The organism is Pseudomonas alkylphenolica (assembly GCF_004025535.1).
Taxonomy (GTDB): domain Bacteria; phylum Pseudomonadota; class Gammaproteobacteria; order Pseudomonadales; family Pseudomonadaceae; genus Aquipseudomonas; species Aquipseudomonas alkylphenolica_A.
This window is the reverse complement of the sequence record NZ_QJRG01000048.1, coordinates 185,780-211,078: the sequence shown is the minus strand read 5'-3', so window position 1 is coordinate 211,078 and position 25,299 is coordinate 185,780. Positions and strand designations below refer to the sequence as shown.

Here is a 25,299-nt window from a genome sequence, read left to right as displayed (position 1 = left end):
GTCTCTCGCACAGGGTCTGGCGCACGGGTGGCCAGCGGATTGTGATCGGCAGTAGTAGAGTCCATTGCCGGGCCTGGCGCGCCACCCCTTAGGGGTGGGGCCAGAAGGCACGACGGACGTGCCCGGTGGTCAGAACTGCCGGTCGTCCATTTGCAGCACGGCATCGGCGCCTTGAACCACGACGCGCGACAGGCTTTCTACCTGCGGCAACAGCTGGTCGGCGTAGAATCTGGCCGTAAGCAACTTGCCGCGATAGAAGTCCTGGTCGCTGCTGCCGGCCTTGAGCTGGCGCTGGGCAACCAGTGCCGAGCGGGCCATTTGCCAGCCTCCGGCAACGATGCCGAGCAACTCGAGGAACGGCACGGCACCCGCTGCCACTCGGGCCGGTTGCGTGGCGAACTGGCTGACGATGAATTCGACGCTGGCGTTCAGCGCTACCAGCGCCTGGGCCAGCGCGCTGGCGTTGGTCTGCAGTTGCGGATCGTCGGTCCAGGCCAGTTCTTCCATCACCCGGTGGATATGCCTGGTCAACTGGCCGATGGCCGCGCCGCCGTCACGGGCAATCTTGCGACCGATCAGGTCCGCGGCCTGGATACCCGTGGTGCCTTCGTACAGGGTGGTGATGCGCGCATCGCGCAGGTGTTGGGCCGCCCCGGTTTCTTCGATAAAGCCCATGCCGCCATGGATCTGGATGCCCAGCGAGGCAATGTCCACGGCGTTCTCCGTGCTCCAGCCCTTGACCACCGGGATCATCAGATCGACCAGCGCTTGTGATGCCTGACGCTGCGCCGGGTCCGGGTGGCGCTCGGCACAGTCCATGGCCGCCGCCACTTCACAGGCCAGGGCACGCATGGCCTCGGTGCGCGCTTTCATCGACAGCAGCATGCGCCGCACATCGGGGTGGCGGATGATGGCTACATTACTGCGGTCTGCTGCGCCGATCTCGCTGCCCTGGATACGCTCGCGGGCATAGCTGCGTGCCCGTTGGTAGGCGCGCTCGCTCAGCCCCACGCCTTCAACGCCGACGCTGAAACGGGCGGCGTTCATCATGATGAACATGTATTCCAGCCCGCGATTCTCTTCACCCACCAACCAGCCCACGGCGCCTTCGCGGTCACCAAAGGCCAGCACCGCCGTCGGGCTGCCATGGATGCCCAGCTTGTGCTCGATGGACGCGCAGCGCACATCGTTGCGCGTACCGAGGCTGCCATCGGCCTGCACCAGGAACTTCGGCACGACGAACAGCGAGATGCCTTTTACCCCGGCAGGTGCGCCCGGCGTGCGGGCCAGTACCAGGTGGACGATGTTTTCGGTGAGGTCATGCTCGCCATAGGTGATGAAGATCTTCTGGCCCTTGATACGGAAAGTGCCGTCACCCACCGGCTCCGCACGGGTGCGCACCGCGGCCAGGTCCGAACCTGCCTGGGGTTCGGTGAGGTTCATGGTGCCGGTCCATTGACCGCTGATCATCTTCGCCAGGTAGGTTTCTTTGAGATAGGCCGAACCGCGCAGCTCGATGGCCTCGATGGCACCGCGGGTGAGCATCGGGCACAGGCCGAACGCCAGGTTGGCGCCGTTCCACATCTCTTCCACCAGTGCCGAGACCACCCGTGGCAGGCCCTGGCCGTCGAACTCCGGGTCGCAGGACAGCGCATTCCAGCCGCCGTCGATAAAACGCTGGTAAGCCTCGCGCCAGCCCGGGCTGGTGGTCACTTCGCCGTCGCACCAGCGCGCACCCTCGCGGTCGCCCGGGATGTTCAGCGGCGACAGGACACCGTGGGCGAACTTGCCGGCTTCACCGAGAATGGCGTCGACCAGGTCGGCGTCCAGGTGCGTGCAGCCAGGCAGTGACCTGACCTGATCAAAGTGGCCCAACTCGTTGAGCACGAACTGCATGTCGCGCAGCGGCGCGTGGTATTCACTCATGGCTGGATCCTGGCCCGATGTTGTTGTGGCTCATGAAAACTCCTGAAGGGTGTTGGTCTGGGAACGCTGTGAGCAAGAGTTCAACAGATTGCACACGCCCGGACGCCCACCCCGGTCGGGTGGGCCGCGTTACTGGGCTTTCTTCTGCTGCTGCAAAAAGTCCTGCACCAGGTTGGAGCGGTCGAACGACTTGGCCGGCTGCACGGGTGGGTACTCGGCCAGGGTCTTGAGGTGGGCGCCGATCAGTTCGCCCATCGGCGCCGAAATCCACGAGGACTTCTGGATCAGTTGGCCATAGGAATCCTTGCTGTCGTAGCTCTCGAACGGGTCGCTGCGCAGGTTGAACATCAGCGGTGCAAAGCGTGGCACCAGTTGCGCGTAGTAGTCTTCCTTGGTCGAGAAGTGCAGTTTCCAGGGGCCCATGCGCACGGCGGTCAACTTGCTTTCGATGTAGTAGAGGATGCTGGTGCGTTTGCTCGCAGGCGATTTGCCGGTCCAGTAGTCGAGGTTGTTGATGCCGTCGATGTACTGTTTCTTTTCTGCTTTCATCCGCTCGGCAACGTCCGGCACGCCGGCGGCGGCCGCCAGGGCGGTGAACATGTCCTGGTGCGCCTGGATACCGTTGAGGATCTGCCCCGGCTTGATCACACCGGGCCAGCGCAGCATCGAGGGCACGCGCACGCCGCCTTCGTAAGTGGTCATTTTCTCGCCTCGAAACGGCGTGGTGGCGCCATGCGGCCACGACGAGTGCTCCGGACCGTTGTCGGTGGAGTACCAGACGATGGTGTTGTCATCCAGTCCCTGGTCCTTGAGGAAGGCCAGCACCTGGCCGATGTCATGGTCATGCTGGAGCATGCCGCTGCCCTGGGTATCGCCTTCGTGGGTGTATTGCGCGGCGGCGTGGCGCCATTGCTCGTTGAGGTGGGTATAGAGGTGCATGCGGCTGGTGTTGAGCCAGACAAAGAAGGGTTTGTCCTGCTGGTGCGCCTTGCGCATGAAGTCCAGGGCCATGGGGATCACTTCGGCGCCGTCGAAGTCTTCCATGCGCTTCATCGTCAGCGGGCCGGTGTCTTCAATCGTCTGCTTGCCGACCGGGCCGAAGCGCGGGTCGACCGTGGTGTCGTCCTTGTCAGTCGCGTAAGTGTGCAACACGCCGCGGGTCTGGAATTTCTTCGCAAAGGCCTGCGGGCCGCCGGGGTAGTCCTTGGCGTAGTTCTGGTAGTCGGTGTATTCCTGCTGCTCTTCGGTGTTGAGGTGGTACAGGTTGCCGAAAAACTCGTCGAAACCGTGCACCGTCGGCAAGTTGGGGTTGTTGTCACCGAGGTGGTTCTTGCCGAACTGCCCGGTGCTGTAGCCGGCGCTTTTGAGCACCTCGGCAAGGCTTGGCGAAGCGGCTTGCAGGCCGAGTTTGTCGCCCGGCTGGCCGACAGTGGTCATGCCGGAGCGGATCGGGTACTGACCGGTGATGAACGCAGCCCGGCCTGCAGTGCAGGAGGGTTGCGCATAGTGGTCGGTAAAGCGGATGCCCTGCATGCCGATGCTGTCGATGTTCGGCGTGCTGTAACCCATGGTGCCCATGCCGTAGGCGCTGACATTCTGCCAGCCGATGTCGTCGCCCCAGATCACAAGGATATTGGGCCTGGCGGTCTGGGCATGGCTAAGGGGGGCGAGAAACACCAGGCAGGCGAGGGCCATGGCCCGTTTCAGGCGTTCGATCATCATCCGTCTCCTTTTTATTGTTATGCAGGGCAACCGGCCCTGGACGCATGAAGCGCCCGGGGCTCGGGGGCAGGGCGTATGTATCAGGTCGGTGACACTGTCTGGAGTGTCTCCAGTGCATCGCGCAAGGCCGGCGGCAGCGGCACGGGCCTGCGGCTGATACGGTCGACGTACACATGCACGAAGTAGCCTTGGGCCGATGCGGTGGTGCTGTCGTTGGCGAACAGCCCCACCTCATAGCGCACACTGGACGTACCGATGTGTGCAACGCGAAGGCCGGCGCGCACCAGGTCAGGGAAGGCGATCGACGAGAAATAGCTGCAGTGGGTGTCGACCACCAGGCCGATGGTCGGGCAGCTTTCGAAGTCCAGCAGCTGTCGGTCCAGCAGCCAGCCGTTGACCACGGTGTCGAACCAGCTGTAGTAGATGACGTTGTTGACGTGGCCGTAGACGTCGTTGTCCATCCAGCGCGTGGTGATCTCGCGCAGGTACGGATAGGCATTGCGTTCTTGCGGTACAGGTTTGCTCATGGCTTCAGGCCTCCTGGTGTTGCAGGCGACGCACACGGATATCCGCCTGCTCTTTGTGCCCGGACATATGCTCATAGCTGCACAGCCGTGAACAGTACTGACCGATCATCACGCTGGCGGCGTCAGTCAGCACGCGCTGGTAGGTGTGGGTCTTGATGAACTTGCCCACCCACAGGCCACCGGTGTAGCGGCCGGCGCCCATGGTCGGCAGGGTGTGGTTGGTGCCGATGACCTTGTCGCCGTAGCTGACATTGGTGCGGTGGCCGAGGAACAGCGCGCCGTAGCGGGTCATGCGCGCGTGGTACCAGTCCGGGTCGCGGGTCATCACCTGCACATGTTCGGAGCACAGGCGCTCAGCGACCTCCAGGGCTTCTTCGTCGGTGTCGCACAGGTAGATTTCACCGAAGTCACGCCAGGCGACGCTGGCGATCGGCGCGGTGTCCAGGCGTGCGAGCACCTGCTCGATGGCAGCGGGCAGCTGCTCGGCGATGGTTTTGCTGGTGGTTACGCAATAGGCCGGGGAGGTGGGGCCGTGCTCGGCCTGGCCGAGCAGGTCGACGGCCACCAGTTCGGCGTCCACCGTATCGTCACAGATCACCATGGTTTCGGTGGGGCCGGCAAACAGGTCGATGCCGACGCGGCCATAGAGCTGGCGCTTGGCTTCGGCAACATAGGCGTTGCCCGGCCCGACGATCATGTCGACCGCGGCAATGCTCTGGGTGCCCAGGGCCATCGCCGCTACTGCCTGCACGCCGCCAAGGCAATAGATCTCGTCGGCACCGGCCAGGTGCATGGCAGCAACGATTTCCGGGCAGGGACGGCCTTCGAACGGCGGCGCGCAGGCAATCACACGTTTTACCCCGGCGACCTTGGCGGTGAGCACGCTCATGTGTGCACTGGCGATCAGCGGGTACTTGCCGCCAGGGATGTAGCAACCCACCGAGTTGACCGGGATATTGCGGTGACCGAGCACCACACCGGGCAGGGTCTCGACTTCAACGTCGTGCATCGAGTCTTTCTGTACCTGGGCGAAACGGCGGATCTGCGCCTGGGCAAAGTGGATGTCGTCGAGGGTTTGGCGTGGCAGGCTGGCGATGCAGGCATCGATCTGCGCCTGGCTCAGGCGCATGGACTGCGGTGTCCAGTTGTCGAACTTTTCCGAATACTCGCGAACCGCAACATCGCCGCGCTGCTCGATGTCGGCAAGGATGGTTTCGACAGTGGCGCGAACCTGGGCCTGGTTGCTGGCTTTGGTGTGAGGCGGTTGACCCTGCTTGAGGTGTTGGATCACGGTAAGTCTCCTTTGAATGTGAGAAATGGCCGCCTCAGGCGGATTGGTAGGCCGGAACCGGCGGTCGGGCGACCCGCAGCACAATGACGCTGGCGAGCAGGTACAGGCTCATCACCAGGTACAGGCTGTAGGTGGTCCCGCCGCTGGCGGTATTGAGGGCACTGGTGAGCGAAGGAATGACCGCGCCCCCCAGATTGCCGATACTGCTGACCAGGGCGATGCCAACGGCGACCGAAGGGCGCGGCAGGTATTCCGAGACCAGGGCGAAGAACACCGGGGGAACCGAAGCGATGCCCAGCATGGCCAGGCACAGGCCAAGCAGCGAAGCACCCAGTTGTCCTTGGGCCAGCACCATGATTGCCAGGCCGCAGACGGCCACCAGCGCGCCGCTGGAGAAATGCCAGCGGCGCTCGCGGTGACGGTCTGAGCTGCGGCTGAGCAACAGCACCCCGGCTATCGCGCACAGCTGCGGCAAGGTGGCGTAGATACCGATGTCCAGGAGGTCGGAGACCCCCCAACCGCGAATCAGGGTAGGTGTCCAGAAGGCCATAGCGTAGGTGCCGGCCACCATGAGGATGTACACCACCGACAGCGCCCAGAACTTCGTATCCCCGAAAAGATCGCGCACTGAGCCGTGGCGGGCCTTGAGCGCCGAACGTTGCTCGGCATCCAGTTGCTGGCGCAGGCGGGCTTTTTCTTCCGCACTCAGCCATGTGGCCTGCTCAGGGCTGTCGACAAGCACGCGCCAGGCCACCAGACCGAGAAGGGGGGCGGGCAGCCCTTGTACCAGAAACAGCCACTGCCAACCGTGCCATCCATTGAAACCGTCGAGGAATTTCATGATCGCACCCGATAACGGGCCGGCAATCAGGCTGGCAAGAATGGCCCCGAGCAGAAACACCGCGATCATTCCCGCGCGCCGCGCAGGCGGGTACCAGAATGTCAGGTAGAGCAGTGCCCCGGGCGCAAAGCCGGCCTCGAAGGCGCCAAGCAGAAAACGCAGGACGTAGAACTGAGTAGGCGTCTGTACGAACATCATTGCCATGGCGACCACGCCCCAGCAGACCATGATGCGCAGCAGGGTCTTGCGCACACCGATCTTTTCCAGCATCAGATTGCTGGGTACCTCGAACAGCAGATAACCGATGAAGAAGATCCCCGCGCCCAGCGCATACACAGCGTCGCTGAATGCCAACGTCTCTTTCATTTGCAACTGCGCATAACCGACGTTGATACGGTCAAGAAAGGCCACGACATAGGCGGCCATCAGCAGCGGCATGATGCGCCAGCTGATTTTTCGATACAGCCTGCGGTCTTCCGGAGTCTCGGTGAGGGTCATGCCTGTCTCCTGTTGGTTTTTGTTGTTATTGGCTTGGTCGCGCTTCGCTAAGCGGTGGTGCGAATCGTCAGATGGCCCGGTATTTCGTACAGCGCAGCGGTGGCGCTGGCAGGGCGGCCTTCGCCGAGCAAGCGGATGGCACACGCAATCATCTGGTCAACCGGTTGGTGCACCGTGGTGAGGCCATGTTCTGCATAGGCAGCGGCGCGGATGTCATCGAAACCGATGACGGCGACCTCTTCGGGCACCCGCAGGGTGGTGTTCATGCGCAAATGGCTGAGGACCCCCAGGGCCATGACGTCGTTGGCGCAAAACACGGCATCGATGACCGGCTGCCCGGGGCTGAACAGGCGGGTGGCTGCAGCGCGTCCGCCTTCATAGGTGTATCCGCCGTGCAGGTGTGCAACCACACGTTGACCGTACGCTGCCAGGCCCTGCTCGAAGCCGAGCAGACGGTCTGTCGTGGTGGAGACGTCTGGATCGCCGGCGATGAAAGCGCAAGCCTGGCGATTTTGTCCCACCAGGTACTCGGCAACTTCGGTGGCCATGCGCTGGTTGTCACAGCACACCGACCAGACGGTCGGGTCTTCGACGCGGCGGTTGAGAAACACCACGGCTACCCCCTGGCGGGCGCACAGGTCGGACATGTGCGAAGACAGCTTTGCGGCAGTGACCACAATGCCATCGACCTGATACTGCAGCAGTTGCGGCATCAGCGCGTCGGCGTCGCCTCCGGGGGGAACTACGAACAGCAGCAGTTGCCGGCCTGACTCGCGCAGTTGCAGGGAGAACGCTTCAAGCACCGCCGGGTAGAACGGATTGCTCATGTCGCCCATCACCAGGGCAACAATACCGGTGCGTCGCCGGTTCAGCGACCGGGCAATGGCATTGGGTCGATAGCCCAGTTCTTCGGCCATGGCAAGGATGCGTGCGCGCACGGTGGCGGAAATGCGCGACTGGGCATCGAAGGCGCGGGTGACGGTCGAGGTGGCAACCCCCAGCCGTTGGGCGATGTCCCGGGCGGTGATCCGTCCGCTGCTGCAGTCGCGCGTCATGGCAGTTCCTCCGATGGCAGTGCAATCGTGTGCACAAGTGACGCCAATCCTATTCGCACGGCCCCGGAGAAACCCCTCCCCAATGGAGGGGGGGCTGCGCAACGATGGCCCACCCCTTGCCGAAAATGCGCAAACCACCCGTCACGGGAGGGGTGCCACTGACCGTCTTTTGCATATGCTGGCCTTTCTCAGTGCGCTCAACAGCACAGGGCAAAAATGCGTTCAGCGAGGTAAATGGGGTGTATCGCAAGTTATTTTCAGTGACCGGCAAAGCACGCAAGCTCGACGGCGGCACATTGTTCGGCACGACACCGCGGCGCATCTGGAGCGAATGGTTGAGCCCGGACAACGACAATCAGGTCGAGCTGGCATCGCGCGTACTGCTGGTGCAACAGAACGGCCAGAACATACTGGTCATGGCCGGTAGCGATGCTTTATTGGCCCCCCTGGCGCCAACCTGCCGCTGTCAGCGGCCGGCCCCTGGCCTGCTCGACAGCCTGGCGCGTCTTGGCCTGGCAGAAGGGGACATACACGCCGTGGTGCTCACCCACCTGCATGCGATGCTCGCGCCGGAGGTGCGCCGTGCCGTCAACGCAGGTGATGCACCGCGCTTGCTCTTCCCGGCAGCCCGCTATCTGGTCGGCCGTCAGCACTGGGTACGGGCCAGCCATCCCCACCCGCGAGACCGGGCATTGTTCGTGGCGCCGATCATCAGTCAACTGCAAAGCAGTGGCCGTTTGCAGGTACTCGACGAGAACGCCAGCGAGGTACTGGGTGAAGGCTGGCGGTTGCATGTCAGCGACGGCTACACCCCGGGACAGCTGTTGCCGGAAATCGAGATGCCCGGTGGCCCGCTGATTTTTGCCGGTGACCTGGTGCCCGCCATGCAATGGCTCGCCCTCGACCTGACCACCGCCTTTGACCGGAATCCGGAATGCCTGATCGATGAAAAAGAGCACCTGCTCGACCACCTGGTCGCCAGCGGTGGCAGGCTGTTCCTGCCCCGTGATCCTGAGGTTGCGCTCATCAAGGTCTGCCGCAACCGGCAATCGCGTTATCAACCCTACGACCACCATGCCGTCCTGCATCGGCTGGACAGTTGAATCAACCCGCTCAACAGGAGTGCTGTATGAAAGTAATGGCTGCGGTAAAGCGCGTGGTCGACTACAACGTCAAGGTTCGCGTCAAGGCGGACGGCACGGGCGTCGACCTCGCCAACGTAAAAATGGCGCTGAACCCCTTCTGCGAAATAGCCGTGGAAGAGGCGGTGCGCCTCAAGGAACAAGGCATAGCCACTGAAGTAGTGGTGGTGACCGTTGGTCCGGCCAGCGCCCAGGAACAACTGCGTACTGCGCTGGCACTGGGTGCAGACCGCGCCGTTCTGGTCGAGTCTGCCGACGAGCTCGGCTCGCTGGCCGTGGCCAAGCTGCTCAAGGCTGTTGTCGACAAGGAACAGCCACAGCTGGTGATCCTTGGCAAACAGGCCATCGACAGCGACAACAACCAGACTGGCCAGATGCTGGCCGCGCTGACCGGCTTCGCCCAGGGCACTTTCGCCTCCAGGGTTGAAGTGGCTGGCGACAAGGTCAATGTCACCCGTGAAATCGATGGCGGCCTGCAGACCGTAGCGCTGAACCTGCCAGCGATCGTCACCACTGACCTGCGTCTGAACGAGCCACGCTATGCGTCGCTGCCAAACATCATGAAGGCCAAGAAAAAGCCGCTGGAAACTGTTGTTCCAGACGCGCTGGGCGTTTCCACCGCCTCCACCAGCAAGACCCTGAACGTGGAAGCGCCAGCTGCTCGCAGCGCGGGTATCAAGGTCAAGTCGGTTGCTGAACTGGTCGAGAAACTGAAGAACGAGGCGAAGGTAATCTGATGACTATCCTGGTAATTGCGGAACACACTCATGCAGCACTTGGTGGTTCGACCCTCAACACTGTTGCTGCCGCACAGCAGATTGGTGGTGAGATTCATGTGCTGGTGGCGGGCCTGGGTGTCGAAGGCGCTGTGGCAGCGGCGCGAGGCGTCGATGGCGTCGCCAAGGTGCTGGTGGCTGACAATGCGGCGTATGCCCATCACTTGCCGGAAAATCTCGCTGCATTGGTTACCGGTCTGGTGATCGACCAGACGGTGATCTACAGCCACGTCCTGGCGCCTGCCACAGCCAACGGCAAGAACCTGTTGCCACGGGTGGCGGCGGCGCTGGATGTCGACCAGATCTCCGAAATCATCTCGGTTGAGTCGCCAGACACCTTCAAGCGTCCGATCTATGCCGGCAACGCCATTGCTACGGTGCAATCGAATGCCGCAATCAAGGTCATCACTGTCCGTGCCACCGGATTCGATGCCGTTGCCTCTGTGGGCGGGGCGGCTGCTGTCGAGGCTGTCGGACCGGTCTTTAACGCGGGCCTGTCGGCGTTCGTTGGCGAAACACTGGCCACCTCTGACCGCCCGGAACTGACCGCGGCGAAGATCGTCGTTTCCGGTGGCCGCGGCATGCAGAACGGTGACAACTTCAAGCACCTGTACAGCCTGGCCGACAAGCTCGGGGCGGGTGTCGGCGCCTCACGGGCAGCCGTTGACGCAGGTTTTGTCGCCAACGACATGCAGGTCGGGCAGACCGGCAAGATTGTTGCCCCGCAGCTGTACATTGCTGTTGGTATCTCCGGTGCAATTCAGCACCTGGCCGGGATGAAAGACTCGAAAGTAATCGTTGCGATCAACAAGGACGAAGAAGCGCCGATTTTTCAGGTGGCCGATTACGGTCTGGTGGCCGACCTGTTCGACGCCGTGCCGGAGCTGGAGCAGCACCTCTGAGACGCTCCCAGGCAAGCAAAAGCCCGCTCATTGAGCGGGCTTTTTAGTCGTTGTAAAGGCTTAAGCCTGGGTGTTGCCTGCAGGTACCAGGCGCCTTGCGGGAATGGCGATCAGCAACAGCAACGTGCCCAGCACCAGCAGCACGGCGATCAGGTCAAAGGCCAGGTAAAGGCTGCCAGTGGCGGCTTTTACCGCACCGACGGCGGTCTGGCTGAGAACTCCGGCGAGGTTGCCGAGGCTGCTGATGATGGCAATGCCGCCCGCAGCCCCGGTTTTGCTTAACAACGCAGGCGGAATGGTCCAGAACAACGGCATCGCCGCCAGGGCGCCCGCCGCCCCCAGGCTGGCCAGTGTCATCGACAGCAGCGCGTTGCCCGCGGCCAGGTCCAGCAAGCAGAAGCTGGCCGCTGCGGTCAGCATTGTCAGGCTCAGGTGCCAGCGGCGTTCCATGTAGCGGTCAGAGCTGCGACCGAGCAGGTACATGGCGCACAAGGCCGCCAGGAACGGCAGGCTGGTGGCCAGGCCAATGTGCTGCAGGTCTTCCAGGCCAAAACCCTGCACCAGTGTCGGCAGCCAGTAAGAAACGGTGTTGGAGGCGCTGTAGATGCAGAAACACACCAATCCCGCCACATACAACAGTGGATCGCGCAATGCGCCGAGGAACCCGCTGCTGGCCGCGCCGGATCCTGATTCATTGGCCAGCGCCTGGTGGATCTGCTGTTTTTGTTCATCGTTCAGCCAGCGCGCCTGCTCGGGGCGGTCGGTCAGCCAGAAGCGTCCGATCACCCCAAGCAGCACCGCCGGCAGACCGGTCAGGACAAACAAAGCCTGCCAGTCACGCAGACCCAGCCAGCCATGCAGGTGGGTCATGATGGTGCCCGACAAGGGGCCGCAAATCATCCCGGCAACCATGCCGGCCATGAAAAACGAGGCGGTGATCCGGCCACGCACAGCGGCAGGAAACCAGAAGGTGAGGTAAAGGATCAGGCCCGGGAAAAAGCCCGCTTCGGCGACGCCCAGCAAGAAACGTGCAGCGATCAGTTGCGTAGGGCTGGTAACAAAGGCCGTGGCCACGGTGATCAGGCCCCAGAGGATCATGATTCGTGTCAGCGTTGCACGCGCGCCGACACGTTGCATGTACAAGTTGCTGGGCACCTCGAAGAGGATGTACCCCAGGTAAAAGACTCCGGCACCGATGCCATACGCTGCATCGCTGAGGAGAATGTCGTCGGCCATGCGCAACTTGGCAAACGACAGGTTCAGGCGATCGATGGCGTTGATGATGAAGGCCAGCATCAGATAGGGCATCAGACGCCAGATCACTGTGGAATAGGTGCGTTTCAAATCAGCCGAAATGGCAGATGTCGCCGGAAAGGAGGGGATGGCGTCGCTCATTGAGGCGCTCCTGTGGTTGCCTGATTATTGTTGTAGTGGCGCCGCACGGGGCGGTTCAGGCGAGTATAAGGAGGCGCTGCCAGGGCAATGTTCCGGATTTGGACATTAAGGCAAGTGACTGAAAAAATTAGAAAATATTCTGAGTAACGCGGTCGCCCGCAACCGGGCTCCGCGTTTTGTCGCGGCGATGATACCGCGCTTCAGAACACTTGCTGGTAAATGGCCTGAATGTCCTTGAGGCTCAGTTCGCGTGGGTTGTTATCCAGCAAGCGCGTTTGCTGGCTGGCATCCCTTGCCAAGGCCTCGAGGTCGCCCTCGGTGACGCCCACATCACGTAGCCGGGTTGGCAGGCCCAGGCGCGCCGGTAAGGCCTGCAGGTGGGCGATCAGTCCCATGGCCCTCTCAATGATTGCGCCGCGGCTGTGCGGCAGCAGAATATCCGCCAGCTCGGCGTAAAGGGGTGCCGCGGCCTCAAGGTTGAAGCGCATCACCGGCGCCAGTACCAATGCATTGGACAGCCCGTGGGGCACATGAAACCGTGCGCCCAACGGATAGGCCAGGGCATGTACGGCGGCCACCGGGGCATTGGCGAAGGCCATGCCGGCAAGGCAGGCACCCAGCAGCATGTTTTCGCGCGCCTGAGCGTCTACGCCGTTGTCGCACACCCGTTCAAGGTTGTCGCCCAAAAGGCGTAGCGCCTCGCGGGCCAGGCAGTCGGAAATCGGGTTTTTCAGGTGCCTGGAGGTATAGGACTCGATGGCGTGGACCATGGAGTCGATACCGGTAGCAGCGCTGACGTGCTTGGGTAGTCCCAGCGTGAGGTCGGCGTCGAGCACAGCGATGTCAGGCAGAAGCGAAGGCGAAATCACGACATTTTTCTGGCCCTCTCCGGTGGTGATCACCGACACGGCGGTCACCTCAGAGCCGGTTCCAGCAGTTGTCGGCACCAGGATCAGCGGCAAGCGCCGGCCGTTGGTGCGATCGATGCCGTAGATGTCGGCCAGCGACTCTTCGCTGCGCGCCAGCAGTGCCGTCAGCTTGGCGGCATCCAGGGAGCTGCCGCCGCCAAAACCGATTATGCAATCGGCGCAGCATTGCCGTGCGGCTTGCACGGCTTCGAGAATCACCGACTCCGGTGGGTCAGCCTGGACTTTGCTGAACACCTGCAGGGCGATACCACGTTGGGCGAAGCCTCGTTCGACCGGGGACAGCAGGCCGGTGGCCAAAACGCCGGCATCGGTGACCAGCAGTACCGAACGATGGCCCATGGTCTGGACTTGTTCGGCCAGGCGGGCAGCGGCACCGCGTTCGATAATGATGGAGCGGGTGGTGTTGAACAGCAGGCGGCGCGTCATGTGGTTTTCCCCGTGGATTGGCCGATGGCTCGGCAGCGTCCTGCAAGGTTAGGGGGCAACAATCGGCGCTTCCCCCCCTCCAGACGGGAGGGGAGACGAACAGCGGTCAGTCAATCAGGTTCTGGTTGCGGGCCTGGACCATGGCATCGTAGCGGCTGGAAACGCCCAGTTTGGCGAAGATGTTACGCAGGTTCCATTTCACGGTTTCCAGGGTGATATCCAGGGTGTGGGCAATGCGCTTGCTCGACATGGCCTGGGCTACCAGGCTGAGAATCTCGCGTTCGCGAGGGGTCAGCAGGGCTTGCTGCCCCGGTGGAGCGGGGCGGCGTGAGCGGGGTGTTGCCAGGCTGGCTGAACAGGGGCCGGTGAGTTTTTCGATAAGGTCGTCGACATACTGGCGCAGCGGGTCGTGCAAGCCCGTGCTGGCAAGTGCACCCAACAGTTTCTCACTCAGGGCACCTTCATCCAGTAGGGTGCGGGCCAGGCCCAGGCGCTGCGCCGCCTCGGCTGCCCGATGAGTGCGCAACAACGCTTGATCAGGCTGTTTGAGGTCTTCCAGTACACCCGCCGACAACAGGTCGACCAGCACGCCCAGGCGCCCGCGATGGAAGCGCTCGGCATAGTCCTTGACTGTGTCCAGTGCCTCCAAGGCGGCGTGCGAGTCCTCTTTGACCAGCACGCGCGCGCGCGCCAGGGCGGCGATGGCCGGTAGTTCGGCCCGCCCGCCCAAGGCGGTGCCATGCTCGCGTGCAAGTGCTTCCAGTGCCTGCAACAGCTCGACGGCATGGCTGCGCTGGCCCTTGAGCAGGCATACGCGAATCTGTTCGCCCAACAGGTGGGCGACCGGTCGCACCTGGCCCAGGCTGCGCAGGTGGGCAATTTGCTGACGTAAAAAACTCAGGGCGGCGTCTGCTCCCTTCTGCAAAAGATCAAGGCGGCTACGGCTCAAGTTGGTGCGGACGATGACATCGGGGACCGAGGAGTGCAGCAAACCGAAGCGGTTGGCGATCAGTTCGCGGGCGTCATCGATGCGGTCCAGCTCATAGAAGGCATCGGCCAGCAGGCTGGCGCAGAGGTTGGCGCAGATTGAGCGCTGTCCGCCTTCGCGGGTCGAGCGCTCCAGCAACTCGGAAGCCAGTGATTCGGCCTCGACAATGTCACCGGCGAGCAAATAGGTGGTCAAACGAGCAGATTCGGCCACCAGTGCCATGTCATTGCTGCGATCCTCGGCGGCGACAGGATGAATGTCGAACAGGCGCCGGGCATCGGTGTACCGGCCCGCCGTGGCGTAAGCGACCGTCAGCGCCGCCAGCAAAACATAGCGCAGGAAGGGATTGTCCATCGGAGCATCGCGCACCGGCTCCAACAGGCGGATGGTCAGTTCGCTGTCGTCTTCCTGGATGGCTACCGCGGCATGGATAAGCGGCAGGCCACTGGCAAGTTCGGGGTGGGCATCGAGGTTGCTCGCCTGCAAGCGATTGAGCCAGGCTTTCGCCCGCCCCGGACGCGACGTCAGCGAAACCGTGAGGCTCGCCAGAAACAGCAGGCGCTGATGACGAAACAGCACGTCTTCGGGTAAACGTTCCAGCAGCCGCAAGGTGGGTGCCAGATAATCCAGGCTCCAGGTCGCTGGCGTGGTCTGTTCAATCACCTGGATGGCAAACTCGGTGTCGTCGCCCAGGCTCGCGTGGCGCACCGCTTCGGTCAGGCAGTTGTGCTCGGCAAACCACTGGGCAGCCTGGCGGTGCAAGGGGCGCACATCGTGATTGCGGCGCTGCAGGCGGGTACTGAGAAACTCACCGAACAAAGGATGAAAGCGGTACCAGATGACACGGTCATCAGAGTCGACCCGGTAAATCAGCAGGTTCTCGTCTTCCATGCGCTGGAGCAATTCGCCGGCTTCGGGGTTGCCGGTCACGGTGATTGCCATCGACGCATTGAAGCGCCGGAACAGCGACAGTGTTTCGGCGACCTCTACCAGTGCGGCTGGTAAGTGTGCCACCACCTCTTCGCTGAGGTAGGTTTGCAAATCATTGGAGCGCCACACCAGATCATCCAGGATCGCACGGGTATCGCTGCGGTTCTTCAGCATGATCACAATCAGCTGCAGGCAGGATGGCCAGCCGCTGGTGAGGTCATGTATCAGGCTGAGCTCATCGGCGTTGATCTTGTCGCTACCGAGGTTTTCCTCGACGAAAGTACGGGTCTCCGCCAGGTCGAATGGTAGCTGGGCACTCTCAATTTCTACCACCTGATCCATCATCCGCAGCCGTGACAGGCTCAGCGGCGGGCTAACCCTCGAGGCAAGTACCAGGTGCAGGTTGCCGGGGCTTTGCTCCAGCAGTTTCTGTATCAGCTTGTGGGCATGCGGAGCTTCTACATGGTGGTAGTCATCGACCATCAGGTACAGCTCTTTGTTGAGCATGGCCGCTGCGTTGACAATGATCGCAACCGTGCCATCAATGGCCGATAGGGTGTTGTCTTCACGCTGCAGATTGATGTCGATGTCGATGCCCAGGCGCCGCACACCTTCCAGGAAGGTCGTACAGAAGGCGCTGTAACCCTTGTCATCGGCAGCCAGAGACACCCAGGCTACTTCGGCGCCGGCTTTGAGCCGGTCCTGGCGCCACTGTGCCAGTAGGGTTGTCTTGCCGTAGCCCGCCGCCCCGGTGATCAAGGCCAGGAGGCTATGATGCATGCGCTGGAGATGCGTCAGCAGCTGGGCCCGGGCGACATGCCGGGTACCGATGCGCGGAGGCGAGAACTTGGTCGAAACCAAGTGCCGGGCAAGATTTTTCGGCAATGTGTTTTCCACGCTTCTTATTGATTGGAGCGAAGCTAGCCAACCTGTCTGGACAGGTCAAGCCTAGACCGGGCAGCCGCTCACCGCCCGCAATGGGAGGGACAACCTGGTCCGGTTGTTTTTTAAGATCGGTCGCATCCCCAGTCAGGGGACTAACCGAGGAATCACGATGAAACTGGACAATAAAGTAGCGATCGTCACGGGCGCGGCCTCGGGGCTGGGCCTGGCTACCTGCAAGGCACTGGCTGCGGCGGGGGCAAGGGTGGTGGGTTTCGATCTCGATCAGCAGCGGCTCGATGTGGCGCTTGAGGGGATTGCCGGTATTGCCGTGGACGTTGCTGATGAAGCCAGCGTTCAGCGAGGGATCGATGCGGTGGTACAGCGGTTTGGGGCGCTGCATGTGGCGGTCAACTGCGCCGGGGTGCTGGGGCCGTGCAAGACGCTGTCCAAGGGCCAGGTTTTCCCCACCGAGCTGTGGAGCCGGGTATTGGCGGTGAATCTCACCGGGACGTTCAATGTCATCCGTTATGCGGCCCTGGCGATGTCGAACAACGATCCCGAGGACAGCGGCGAGCGGGGCGTGATTATCAATACAGCCTCGGGCGCTGCCCGTGAAGGGCAGATGGGCCAAGCCGCGTACAGCGCCAGCAAGGCGGCAGTGATTGGCATGACATTGCCCATTGCACGTGACCTGGCCGAGCACGGTATTCGCGTGGTGAGCCTGGCGCCGGGGCTGTTCGAGTCGGGCATGTCGGCGGGGATGCCGGCCAAAGTATCCGAAAACATCGTCGGCGGGTTGCTGTTTCCGCGGCGTATGGGCTATGGCCACGAGTTTGCGGCATTGGTGCAGCACGTGGTGGAAAACGCCTACCTCAATGCGTTGACACTTGATATTCAATGCGGGACCCGCTGAGCCCGCTCCTTGGGTATATCGCGACCATTGTGGGAGCCGGCAGCGCCGGCGATGGGCTGCACAGCAGCCCTGGACTCGTCCGGACAACCGCAGTACCGGCCTTTTCGCGGGCAAGCCCGCTCCCACAGGTGCATGACTGTTTTCAAAATCCCTGCAGGCCCTGTGGGAGCGGGTTTACCCGCGATGCGCGCGTCAGGCGCGTTGATACCAGGCCACGCCTTGCCCGTCCAGGCTCACGCTAATGTCCCCCCGGCGTAGCAGATAATTGAGGCAGGCCAGGGCTTCGCCGGTCGCCAGGGTGAAGCGTGAGCTGTCGTCGCTGCGCACCGGGGCATTGAACAGCAGGGCGAACAGGTCGACCACACGACGGGGTTGCTCCAGCCCCTGGCGCAAGCGCGTCAGGGCGCTGTAGGTATCAACCTGCAGTTGCTCGATTCGCGTGTGCAGACCAAGGAAGGGCTTGTTGTGCGACGGCAGCACCAGTACATCGTCTGGCACGCGACGTCGCAACATAGCCAACGAATCCAGCCACTCGCTCATCGGATCGGCGTCCGGCTCAGTGGGATGCACTGAAACGTTGGACGAGATCCGTGGCAACACCTGATCGCCGGAAATCAGCAACTTTCGCTGCGGATCATAAAGGCACGCGTGCTCCGGTGAATGGCCTGCGCCTACGACTACTTCCCAGCCATACCCGCCGATATCAAGCTGCTCGCCGTTCTGGATACGCCGATAGCTGTCAGGCAGGCTCGAGAGCATGCGGCCGAAGCCGCCAAAGCGCGTGCGGTAACGCTCCAGCGCCTGCGCGTCCCAACCGGCACGCCGATAGAACGCCAGTGCCTCTTCGGGTGCCGGACGGTTGCTGTCGCCGGCTTGCAGCCGACAGTGCAGGTACTCAAGGCGTGTCATCCACAACCGGCAATCGGTGTGGCGGCTCAGCCAACCGGCCATGCCGACATGGTCGGGGTGCAGGTGGGTGGCAATGATCCGCGTCAGTGGCGTGTCGCGCAAGGCGCCGTCCAGCAAGGCACGCCAAAGCGCCTCGGTCTGCTCATCGTAGATGCCGGTATCGACCAGCGTGGTGCCCGCACCGTCAGCGAGCAACCACACGTTGATGGTCCCCAGCGAAACCGGCAGGGGCAACCTGAGCCACTGTACGCCCGCAACGACCTGGGCTGGCACTCCGGGCACCGGCGGTAGGGCGTAGGGGTAGGTGAGGCGTGCATTCGCGCTGACCGAAAGGCCGTCCATCATTGTGTTCTCCCGTCTGATTGTCCACTGATGTTGCCGGTACAGGCGCGCAATTCAGCGTTATGGGTGCAGACGCTACCGAAGGGGGGGTAGGGGGAACACCCCCCTTTCAGAAAGGGGGGGGAGGACGTACTGACAACGCTGGCACCCTGCGCAGCACTCGATCACTGATTGAGCGGCTTGCGAACCTGGAGGTCCAGGTTCAACCCAGGGGAGGAGACACCCAGATGAATAACAAGAAAAACACCAGTCCACGTCATCCCACCAATCACCCTGCAGTCCGGGCCACGGTCGTGACGTTATGCGCATTGGCCTGCGCCAATGCCGTTGCTGTCGAGATCGACACCGGCAACGATGATATCCAGCTGCGTTGGGACAACACCTTGCGCTACAACCTGGGGATGCGTACCGAGGGCCAGGACAAGGCAATCCTGGCCAACCCGAACAACGATGACGGCGACCGTAACTTCGACAAGCATCGCCTGGTCAACAATCGCCTGGATATCCTCAGCGAGTCGGACCTCATCTACAAGGGCAAATACGGCGCACGTGTCAGTGCGGCACTCTGGTATGACGCCGCGTATGCCGGTGACCTGGACAACGACAACGTTGCCACTTCCAACCACCTGGGTTCCGGCGGACGTCCGGCCACCGGGTTGAGCCGCTATACCAACCGTTACTACGAAGGCCCGTCTGCCGAATGGATGGACGCCTTCGTCTTTGGCGAATACAACCTCGGCGAGATGCCGCTCAAGGCCCGCCTGGGTCGGCATACCGTGAACTGGGGCGAGTCGTTGCTGGGTGCTGGCGCCATTCATGGCATTTCCTATGGCCAGGCACCGCTGGACCAGGGCAAGGCCCTGGCACTACCGGGGATCGAGGCCAAGGAGCTGTACCTGCCGCGCACTCAGCTGTCGACCCAGTTGCAGGTCAATCCCGAACTGTCGTTTGCTGCGCAGTACTTTTTCGAATGGCGCCCGTCGCGGGTGCCGGAGTCTGGCAGTTACCTGGGCTTTGCGGACATCTATCAGCAAGGTGGCGAGTCGTTCATTCTCAGCCCCAGCCTGCGTGCCCTGCATGGCGACGACATCGAACCGCGCGATTCCGGTGACTGGGGCGTGATGACGCGCTGGAGTCCGCAATGGCTGGACGGCACCCTGGGCTTCTACGTGCGCCAGTTCTCCGACACGCTGCCTCAGGTCGTGTTGCTGGCCAATGCGCGGCCGCAGTATTTCCTCAATTATGCCGACAAGATCGACATGTACGGCATTAGCCTGTCCAAGGAAGTCGGCGGCGTGAGTGTCGGTGCCGACCTCAACTACCGGCGCAACATGCCGCTGGTCAGCTCGGCGGCACGGGTGACGTCGGCGGCGCAACTACCGGATGACGGCGATATTCTCGGTGCCCGTGGTGACACCTTGCACGGTGTGCTCAATGCCATTGGCTCGCTCAGCCCGACGCCGCTCTACGACGGCGCCAGCTGGTCTGCCGAGCTGACCTGGAGCCGCTGGCTGTCGGTCAATTCCGATCCGCTGAACCTGTTCAAGGGATCGTCTGCGTACAAAGCCGTGCCCACCAATATTGACGCGGTCACCCGCGATGCCTACGGGCTGGCCATCAACTTCACGCCGACCTGGTACCAGGTCTTCCCCGGTGGCGACCTGTCGATGCCGCTGAGCTTCTCCCAAGGTATCAATGGCAACTCGGCAGTCAGCTCCGGCGGTAACGAAGATGCCGGCAGCTACGCCGTCGGTCTGGCACTCGACGTCTACAGCCGGTACCGCTTCGACCTCAAGTACGTGGACTATTTCGGCGATTACTCGACCAATCCGGTCACCGGCGCGGCCCTGACCCCGAGCGGTAGCCAGGCGATGCTGGAAGACCGCGGCGCGGTGTACTTCACCTTCAAGACCACGCTCTGAGTCGCGCTTGCCACTGCTGCAAGCTTCCCGGTGGTGGTCCCAAGGCGGGACCACTGTTGGTGCAATGTGCGCTGGTGCGCAACTGATGTGAGGTAAACACAGTGTTTAAACAACGCTTACGACCGTCATGGCTGATCCTGGCCGTGCTATTGACGGGCCACGTGCTCGCGCAACCCGTTTTCGTCTCGCCCCTGGACATGCCAGCCGTGCCCAGTAGCCAAGCGATCCATGCGCCGATCAATGCCTTGGCGCAAGCCGGCGGGCGGCTGATTGCAGCTGGCCAGCGCGGTCATATTCTCTACTCCGACGACAGCACCACCTGGGTCCAAGCCCAGGTGCCGGTCAGTTCCGACCTCACTGCCGTAATGTTTCCCACTCCCCATCAGGGCTGGGCTGTAGGCCACGAAGGCGTGGTTTTACACAGCAGCGATGCGGGTAAAACCTGGAGCAAGCAGCTCGATGGCCGGCAGATTGCGGCGCTGATGCTCAAGCACTACGGCCACCCTGCCAATCCCGAAGACCCGCAAGCCCAGCGCCTTAAACAGGACGCTGAGCTGTTTGCCGAGCAAGGGGCCGACAAACCGTTGCTGGACGTGTGGTTCGCCGACGAGCGTACGGGGTTCGTCATTGGTGCTTTCAATCTGATCTTGCGCACCGAGGATGGCGGGCAAAGCTGGACACCCTGGCAGGACCGTGTCGACAACCCGCGAAGCATGCACCTGTATGGTCTGCATCCGGCTGCCGGGACGCTGTTCATGGTGGCCGAGCAGGGCCTGGTATTGAAACTCGATGCGACCCGCCAGCGGTTCGTGAAAGTGCCGTTGCCGTATGAGGGCACCCTGTTTGGCGTGCTGGGCGATGACCAGCTGGTGCTGGTGTACGGCCTGCGTGGCAACGCCTTGCGCAGCCTCGATGGCGGTGCCAGCTGGAGCACGGTCACTACCGGCACCGAGGCGGGTATCAGCAGCGGTCTGGTCGCCGCAGACGGCACGCTCTTGCTGGCCAGCCAGAGCGGTCAGTTACTGCGCTCCACTGACCGTGGGGCGACGTTCCGCCGCGTAGCGCTCGACAGTGTGGCACCCAACTTTGCAGTGGCAGCCGTTGCCGACGGGGCCGTCGCCCTGGCCGGGCTTGGTGGTGTGCGTGTGCAGAGCCTGCAACAGAACAAGAAGGTCGGAGAGCTCTGATGGCTACCCACAACGCCAGCGACACCCTGCAAACCATCAGCAACCTGAAAGATTTCAATCATCGCTCTGGCAGCCGCCTGGAGCGCTTGATCTTCAACAACCGCTTGCTGGTCATCCTCCTCTGTGCGGTGGCTACGGTAGTGCTGGGCTGGGACTCGACCCGGTTGACGCTCAACGCCGCTTTCGAAAAAACCATTCCGCAAAACCAGCCCTACATTCGCAACTTCCTGGATAACCGCGATGAACTCAAGGGCCTGGGCAATGCCGTGCGCGTGGTGGTGGAGAATCGCTCCGGTGATATTTTCGATCCCGCTTACCTGCAGGCGCTGAAACACATCAATGACGCGTTGTTCCTGACCCCCGGCGTTGACCGCGCCAACGTCAAGTCGTTATGGATGCCGGTGGTGCGCTGGAACGAGGTGACCGAGGAAGGCTTCGCCGGCGGCCCGGTGATGCCGGACAATTACACCGGCTCCGAGGCCAGTATCGATGCGCTGCGGCAGAACATCGGCCGTGCGCAGCTGCTGGGGAACCTGGTAGGCACCGATTTTCGCTCGAGCATGATTTTCCTGCCGCTGCTCGACAAGGACAGCAATAGCGGTGAGCCGCTGGACTACTGGGAACTGTCCAAGCGTCTGGAAACTATCCGTAGCCAGTATTCCGGCGATCAGGGCGGTGTTGACCTGGCGATCCGCATCGTCGGTTTTTCCAAGGTGGTTGGCGATCTGCTCGATGGCCTGCAGCAAATGGTCGTCTACTTCGCAGTAGCGGCGTTGATCGCGGCGCTGATCATCTTCGCCTGGACCCGCTGTATCCGTAGTACCGCGCTGGTGCTCGGCTGTTCCTGCATCGCAGTGCTCTGGCAACTGGGGCTGATCGCCCGGCTGGGTTATGCCCTTGACCCATATTCGATCCTGGTCCCGTTTCTGGTGTTCGCCATCGGCGTCTCCCATGGCGCGCAGAAGATGAACGGCATCATGCAGGACGTGGCCCGTGGCACCCACAAGCTGGTGGCGGCGCGTTACACCTTTCGCCGTCTGTTTCTCGCCGGGGTCACGGCGCTGGTCGCCGACGCGGTAGGCTTCGGGGTACTGATGCTGATCGATATTCCGGTAATCCAGGACCTGGCCATCACCGCGTCGATCGGCGTCGCGTTGCTGGTATTCACCAACCTGATCCTGCTGCCGGTCATGCTTTCCTATACCGGGGTCAGTGCCAAGGCTGCCGGCCGCAGCCTGCGCGCGGAACAGAAGCCCGCCAGCGGCCTCTGGTTGCTGCTGGAGCGCTTCACTGAACGCCGTTGGGCAACGGTGCTGCTGACGGTGTCGGCGCTGCTCACGGTGGCCGGTTTTATCGTCAGCACCCAGCTGCAGATCGGTGACCTTGACGCCGGGGCCTCGGAGTTGCGTCCCGACTCGCGCTACAACCTCGACAATGCCTACATCAACAGCAGGTACTCGCTGTCTTCCGATCAGTTTGCAGTCATCGTCAAAACCCGCGCCGAAGGCTGTCTTGAATACCAGACGCTGGTGGATGCCGATCGTCTGGGCTGGACCTTGCAGCAAGTGCCGGGCGTGCAGAGTACGGTGTCGCTTGCCGACGCGGTACGCAAGATCACTGCCGGGTCCTACGAGGGCAGCCCGAAATGGATGTCGATTTCGCCCAACCAGGACGTGCTGAACTACGCCGCGCGTACTGCCAGTACCAGTAACCCGGAGCTGTTCAACAACGATTGCTCGGTGATGCCGGTGGTTGCTTACCTGACCGATCACAAGGCACAGACCCTGGATCAGGTCGTCCAGGCCGCCGAAGCGTTCGCTTCAGCGCACAGTACGCCGGAGCGGCAGTTCCTGCTGGCGGCTGGCAGCGCCGGGATTGAAGCGGCGACCAACATCGTGGTCAAGAAAGCCAACCTGACCATGCTCATGTACGTGTATGCGGCCGTGATCGTGTTGTGTTTCATCACCTTCCGCAGCTGGCGTGCGGTGGTGGTCGCCGTGGTACCGCTGGTGATCACCTCGATTCTCTGCGAAGCGCTGATGGTGGTGCTGGGCATGGGCGTCAAGGTCGCGACCTTGCCGGTGATTGCCCTGGGTGTGGGCATCGGCGTCGACTACGCCTTGTACCTGCTGAGCATCCAACTGGCCCGCCAGCGTGCCGGCGCCACCCTGGCTGACGCCTACCGGCATGCCTTGCGCTTCACTGGCAAAGTCGTGGCGCTGGTCGGTGTGACGCTGGCTGCCGGGGTCATCACCTGGGCGTTCTCGCCCATCAAGTTCCAGGCCGACATGGGCATCCTGCTGACCTTCATGTTCCTCTGGAACATGCTCGGCGCGTTGGCGTTAATCCCGGCGCTGTCGCATTTCCTGCTCAGAGACGTGCATGCCCGCAGTGCGCCGGTTATGACCCCGGTGGTGGGTGAGAACAGCGCCCCCAGCGAGTCTGATGCGCGGACTGTGCAGTGTGTGTAAAGCCAAGCTGAACCTGTCTTTTTGCCCTGAATTCATAAGGAATTACCATGAGCGACACCTGTGCAACCTTCCTCAGCGAACAGGAAATCATGATCCGCGACTCGGCACGCAAGGTCGCCGCCGAGGTAGTCGCCCCGACAGCCGCCGAACGTGACCGCAGTGCCGCCTGGCCCGGCAACGAACTGCAGGCCGTTGCCGACCTGGGCTTTCTCGGCATGCTGATACCCGAAGCGTACGGCGGTGCGGGCCTGAGTTTCGTCGAGTATTGCCTGGCCATCGAGGCATTCGCCGCTGCCGATACCGGTTTCGCCACCCTGATCCACGTGCACAACTCGGTGGGCATGGCCGTGGCCCGCCTGGGTGACGAGGCGCAGAAGCGCAGGTACCTGGCGGACCTGGCTTGTGGTAAACGCATCGGCGCGTTTCTGCTCAGCGAACCGCATGCCGGCTCCGACACAGGGGCATTCCGTACCCAGGCGCGCCGCGAAGACGACCACTACGTGCTCAACGGCAGCAAGCAATTCATCTCCAACGGCAATCATGCCGGCCTGGGCCTGGTGCTGGCGGTGACTGACAAAGCTGCCGGCAAGAAAGGCAGCAGCCTGTTGATGGTCGACCCGACGGACAACCCCGGCTATGTGGTGTCCTGTGTCGAACACAAAATGGGCCAGCGCTCGGCACATGTCGCCCAGATCCAGCTGGATCAATGCCGGGTACCGGTATCGAACCTGCTGGGTGAAGAAGGCGCCGGCTACCGCAACGTCATGGGCTCGCTGTCGGAAGGGCGGGTGGCGATTGCCGCTGTCGCCACTGGCACCGCCCGCGCGGCGCTGGATGCTGCTGTTGGCTATGCCAAAGAGCGCGAAGCCTATGGGGCGCCGATCCTCAACCTGCAAGGGGTTGCCTTCGACCTGGCCGATATGGCGGCCCAGGTGGAGGTTGCCCATCAGTACATGGTGCATGCCGCACGGTTGTGCGAGGCCGGTGTGGTGTGCGCCAAGGAAGCGTCGGTGGCCAAGCTTTTTGCCAGTGAAATGGCGGAAAAGGTGTGTTCCGATGCGCTGCAGATCCACGGTGGCTATGGCTACCTCACCGACTTCCCGGTTGAGCGTTACTGCCGGGATGTCCGGGTCACGAAGATATACGAAGGCACCAGCCATATTCAGAAGCTGATCATCGCCCGCGCTCTGGTTTAATGGCACATTCGGCTTACCCCCTCCTCATTGAGGGGGGGCAGCCAGACTTCCACCGGCATACCCTGCTGTTGATAGCGAACCTGAAATTTCGGGTGGATTCGCGCCGAGTGGCAGGGAACCAGCACC

The 25,299-nt window shown here is 62.4% G+C and carries 18 protein-coding genes; 8 read left to right on the top strand and 10 right to left on the bottom strand.

The annotated features are described in order from the left end of the window. Positions 1-129: 129 nt before the first annotated feature. From DM813_RS21680 to DM813_RS21655, 6 genes are all read right to left on the bottom strand, one after another. Positions 130-1,926 carry an acyl-CoA dehydrogenase gene (locus tag DM813_RS21680; RefSeq protein ID WP_128325452.1) on the bottom strand — a complete coding sequence of 599 codons (1,797 nt, stop codon included), beginning with the start codon at positions 1,924-1,926 and terminating at the stop codon, positions 130-132. A gap of 129 nt (positions 1,927-2,055) precedes the next feature. Then, positions 2,056-3,645: an arylsulfatase gene (locus DM813_RS21675; protein ID WP_128325451.1), complete on the bottom strand. Its 1,590-nt coding sequence runs from the start codon at positions 3,643-3,645 to the stop codon at positions 2,056-2,058. Between the two features lie 83 nt (positions 3,646-3,728). Further along, positions 3,729-4,175, bottom strand: a complete 447-nt coding sequence (locus tag DM813_RS21670; RefSeq protein WP_128325450.1) for an acyl-CoA thioesterase — start codon at positions 4,173-4,175, stop codon at positions 3,729-3,731. A 4-nt stretch (positions 4,176-4,179) separates the two neighbouring features. Then, positions 4,180-5,466, bottom strand: a complete 1,287-nt coding sequence (gene hisD, locus DM813_RS21665; protein ID WP_128325449.1) for a histidinol dehydrogenase — start codon at positions 5,464-5,466, stop codon at positions 4,180-4,182. A 34-nt stretch (positions 5,467-5,500) separates the two neighbouring features. Continuing rightward, positions 5,501-6,805, bottom strand: coding sequence for an MFS transporter (locus tag DM813_RS21660; protein ID WP_128325448.1), 1,305 nt, complete (start codon positions 6,803-6,805; stop codon positions 5,501-5,503). A gap of 47 nt (positions 6,806-6,852) precedes the next feature. After that, on the bottom strand, positions 6,853-7,860 hold the full coding sequence (locus DM813_RS21655) for a LacI family DNA-binding transcriptional regulator (protein WP_128325447.1): 1,008 nt from the start codon (positions 7,858-7,860) through the stop codon (positions 6,853-6,855). Positions 7,861-8,099: 239 nt separating this feature from the next. On the opposite strand from DM813_RS21655, the gene DM813_RS21650 reads away from it, so the two are divergent. The 3 genes from DM813_RS21650 to DM813_RS21640 are packed head-to-tail and all read left to right on the top strand — an operon-like array spanning position 8,100 to position 10,680. Continuing rightward, on the top strand, positions 8,100-8,963 hold the full coding sequence (locus DM813_RS21650) for an MBL fold metallo-hydrolase (protein ID WP_241653219.1): 864 nt from the start codon (positions 8,100-8,102) through the stop codon (positions 8,961-8,963). Positions 8,964-8,989: 26 nt separating this feature from the next. Continuing rightward, positions 8,990-9,739, top strand: a complete 750-nt coding sequence (locus tag DM813_RS21645) for an electron transfer flavoprotein subunit beta/FixA family protein (RefSeq protein ID WP_128325446.1) — start codon at positions 8,990-8,992, stop codon at positions 9,737-9,739. Continuing rightward, positions 9,739-10,680, top strand: a complete 942-nt coding sequence (locus DM813_RS21640) for an electron transfer flavoprotein subunit alpha/FixB family protein (RefSeq protein WP_128325445.1) — start codon at positions 9,739-9,741, stop codon at positions 10,678-10,680. The genes DM813_RS21645 and DM813_RS21640 overlap by 1 nt, the downstream gene beginning before the upstream one ends. Before the next feature lie 60 nt (positions 10,681-10,740). Here DM813_RS21640 and DM813_RS21635 read toward each other — a convergent pair whose 3' ends face one another. The 3 genes from DM813_RS21635 to DM813_RS21625 form a co-directional block, all read right to left on the bottom strand. Next, positions 10,741-12,075 carry an MFS transporter gene (locus tag DM813_RS21635; RefSeq protein WP_128325444.1) on the bottom strand — a complete coding sequence of 445 codons (1,335 nt, stop codon included), beginning with the start codon at positions 12,073-12,075 and terminating at the stop codon, positions 10,741-10,743. Between the two features lie 200 nt (positions 12,076-12,275). After that, positions 12,276-13,430 (bottom strand): iron-containing alcohol dehydrogenase, encoded by a 1,155-nt coding sequence (locus tag DM813_RS21630; protein WP_128325443.1) that lies wholly within the window; start codon positions 13,428-13,430, stop codon positions 12,276-12,278. Between the two features lie 106 nt (positions 13,431-13,536). Further along, complete coding sequence (locus DM813_RS21625) at positions 13,537-16,128, bottom strand: LuxR C-terminal-related transcriptional regulator (protein WP_241653218.1); 2,592 nt, start codon at positions 16,126-16,128, stop codon at positions 13,537-13,539. A gap of 274 nt (positions 16,129-16,402) precedes the next feature. Between DM813_RS21625 and DM813_RS21620 the strand changes: the two genes are divergently transcribed. Beyond that, on the top strand, positions 16,403-17,146 hold the full coding sequence (locus DM813_RS21620) for an SDR family NAD(P)-dependent oxidoreductase (RefSeq protein ID WP_128325441.1): 744 nt from the start codon (positions 16,403-16,405) through the stop codon (positions 17,144-17,146). A 192-nt stretch (positions 17,147-17,338) separates the two neighbouring features. Here the strand turns inward: DM813_RS21620 and DM813_RS21615 are convergent, their stop codons facing one another. After that, entirely contained in the window at positions 17,339-18,400 is a 1,062-nt protein-coding gene (locus DM813_RS21615) for an MBL fold metallo-hydrolase (protein WP_206617418.1), read from the bottom strand. Between the two features lie 224 nt (positions 18,401-18,624). On the opposite strand from DM813_RS21615, the gene DM813_RS21610 reads away from it, so the two are divergent. From DM813_RS21610 to DM813_RS21595, 4 genes are all read left to right on the top strand, one after another. Continuing rightward, positions 18,625-20,319 carry a DUF1302 domain-containing protein gene (locus tag DM813_RS21610; protein WP_128325440.1) on the top strand — a complete coding sequence of 565 codons (1,695 nt, stop codon included), beginning with the start codon at positions 18,625-18,627 and terminating at the stop codon, positions 20,317-20,319. A 197-nt stretch (positions 20,320-20,516) separates the two neighbouring features. After that, complete coding sequence (locus DM813_RS21605) at positions 20,517-21,506, top strand: WD40/YVTN/BNR-like repeat-containing protein (RefSeq protein ID WP_241653234.1); 990 nt, start codon at positions 20,517-20,519, stop codon at positions 21,504-21,506. Further along, positions 21,506-23,977: an efflux RND transporter permease subunit gene (locus tag DM813_RS21600; protein ID WP_206617417.1), complete on the top strand. Its 2,472-nt coding sequence runs from the start codon at positions 21,506-21,508 to the stop codon at positions 23,975-23,977. The genes DM813_RS21605 and DM813_RS21600 overlap by 1 nt, the downstream gene beginning before the upstream one ends. Before the next feature lie 47 nt (positions 23,978-24,024). Continuing rightward, positions 24,025-25,173 carry an acyl-CoA dehydrogenase family protein gene (locus tag DM813_RS21595; protein WP_128325438.1) on the top strand — a complete coding sequence of 383 codons (1,149 nt, stop codon included), beginning with the start codon at positions 24,025-24,027 and terminating at the stop codon, positions 25,171-25,173. The last annotated feature ends 126 nt before the right edge of the window (positions 25,174-25,299 follow it).

Excerpts from the sequence above, each read along its gene's own strand:
- DM813_RS21680 (WP_128325452.1), bottom strand. The coding sequence starts at position 1,926 with ATGAGTGAATACCACGCGCCGCTGCGCGACATGCAGTTCGTGCTCAAC.
- DM813_RS21675 (WP_128325451.1), bottom strand. The coding sequence starts at position 3,645 with ATGATCGAACGCCTGAAACGGGCCATGGCCCTCGCCTGCCTGGTGTTT.
- DM813_RS21670 (WP_128325450.1), bottom strand. The coding sequence starts at position 4,175 with ATGAGCAAACCTGTACCGCAAGAACGCAATGCCTATCCGTACCTGCGC.
- DM813_RS21660 (WP_128325448.1), bottom strand. The coding sequence starts at position 6,805 with ATGACCCTCACCGAGACTCCGGAAGACCGCAGGCTGTATCGAAAAATC.
- DM813_RS21655 (WP_128325447.1), bottom strand. The coding sequence starts at position 7,860 with ATGACGCGCGACTGCAGCAGCGGACGGATCACCGCCCGGGACATCGCC.
- DM813_RS21645 (WP_128325446.1), top strand. The coding sequence starts at position 8,990 with ATGAAAGTAATGGCTGCGGTAAAGCGCGTGGTCGACTACAACGTCAAG.
- DM813_RS21640 (WP_128325445.1), top strand. The coding sequence starts at position 9,739 with ATGACTATCCTGGTAATTGCGGAACACACTCATGCAGCACTTGGTGGT.
- DM813_RS21635 (WP_128325444.1), bottom strand. The coding sequence starts at position 12,075 with ATGAGCGACGCCATCCCCTCCTTTCCGGCGACATCTGCCATTTCGGCT.
- DM813_RS21630 (WP_128325443.1), bottom strand. The coding sequence starts at position 13,430 with ATGACGCGCCGCCTGCTGTTCAACACCACCCGCTCCATCATTATCGAA.
- DM813_RS21625 (WP_241653218.1), bottom strand. The coding sequence starts at position 16,128 with ATGCATCATAGCCTCCTGGCCTTGATCACCGGGGCGGCGGGCTACGGC.
- DM813_RS21620 (WP_128325441.1), top strand. The coding sequence starts at position 16,403 with ATGAAACTGGACAATAAAGTAGCGATCGTCACGGGCGCGGCCTCGGGG.
- DM813_RS21615 (WP_206617418.1), bottom strand. The coding sequence starts at position 18,400 with ATGATGGACGGCCTTTCGGTCAGCGCGAATGCACGCCTCACCTACCCC.
- DM813_RS21610 (WP_128325440.1), top strand. The coding sequence starts at position 18,625 with ATGAATAACAAGAAAAACACCAGTCCACGTCATCCCACCAATCACCCT.
- DM813_RS21605 (WP_241653234.1), top strand. The coding sequence starts at position 20,517 with ATGCCAGCCGTGCCCAGTAGCCAAGCGATCCATGCGCCGATCAATGCC.
- DM813_RS21600 (WP_206617417.1), top strand. The coding sequence starts at position 21,506 with ATGGCTACCCACAACGCCAGCGACACCCTGCAAACCATCAGCAACCTG.
- DM813_RS21595 (WP_128325438.1), top strand. The coding sequence starts at position 24,025 with ATGAGCGACACCTGTGCAACCTTCCTCAGCGAACAGGAAATCATGATC.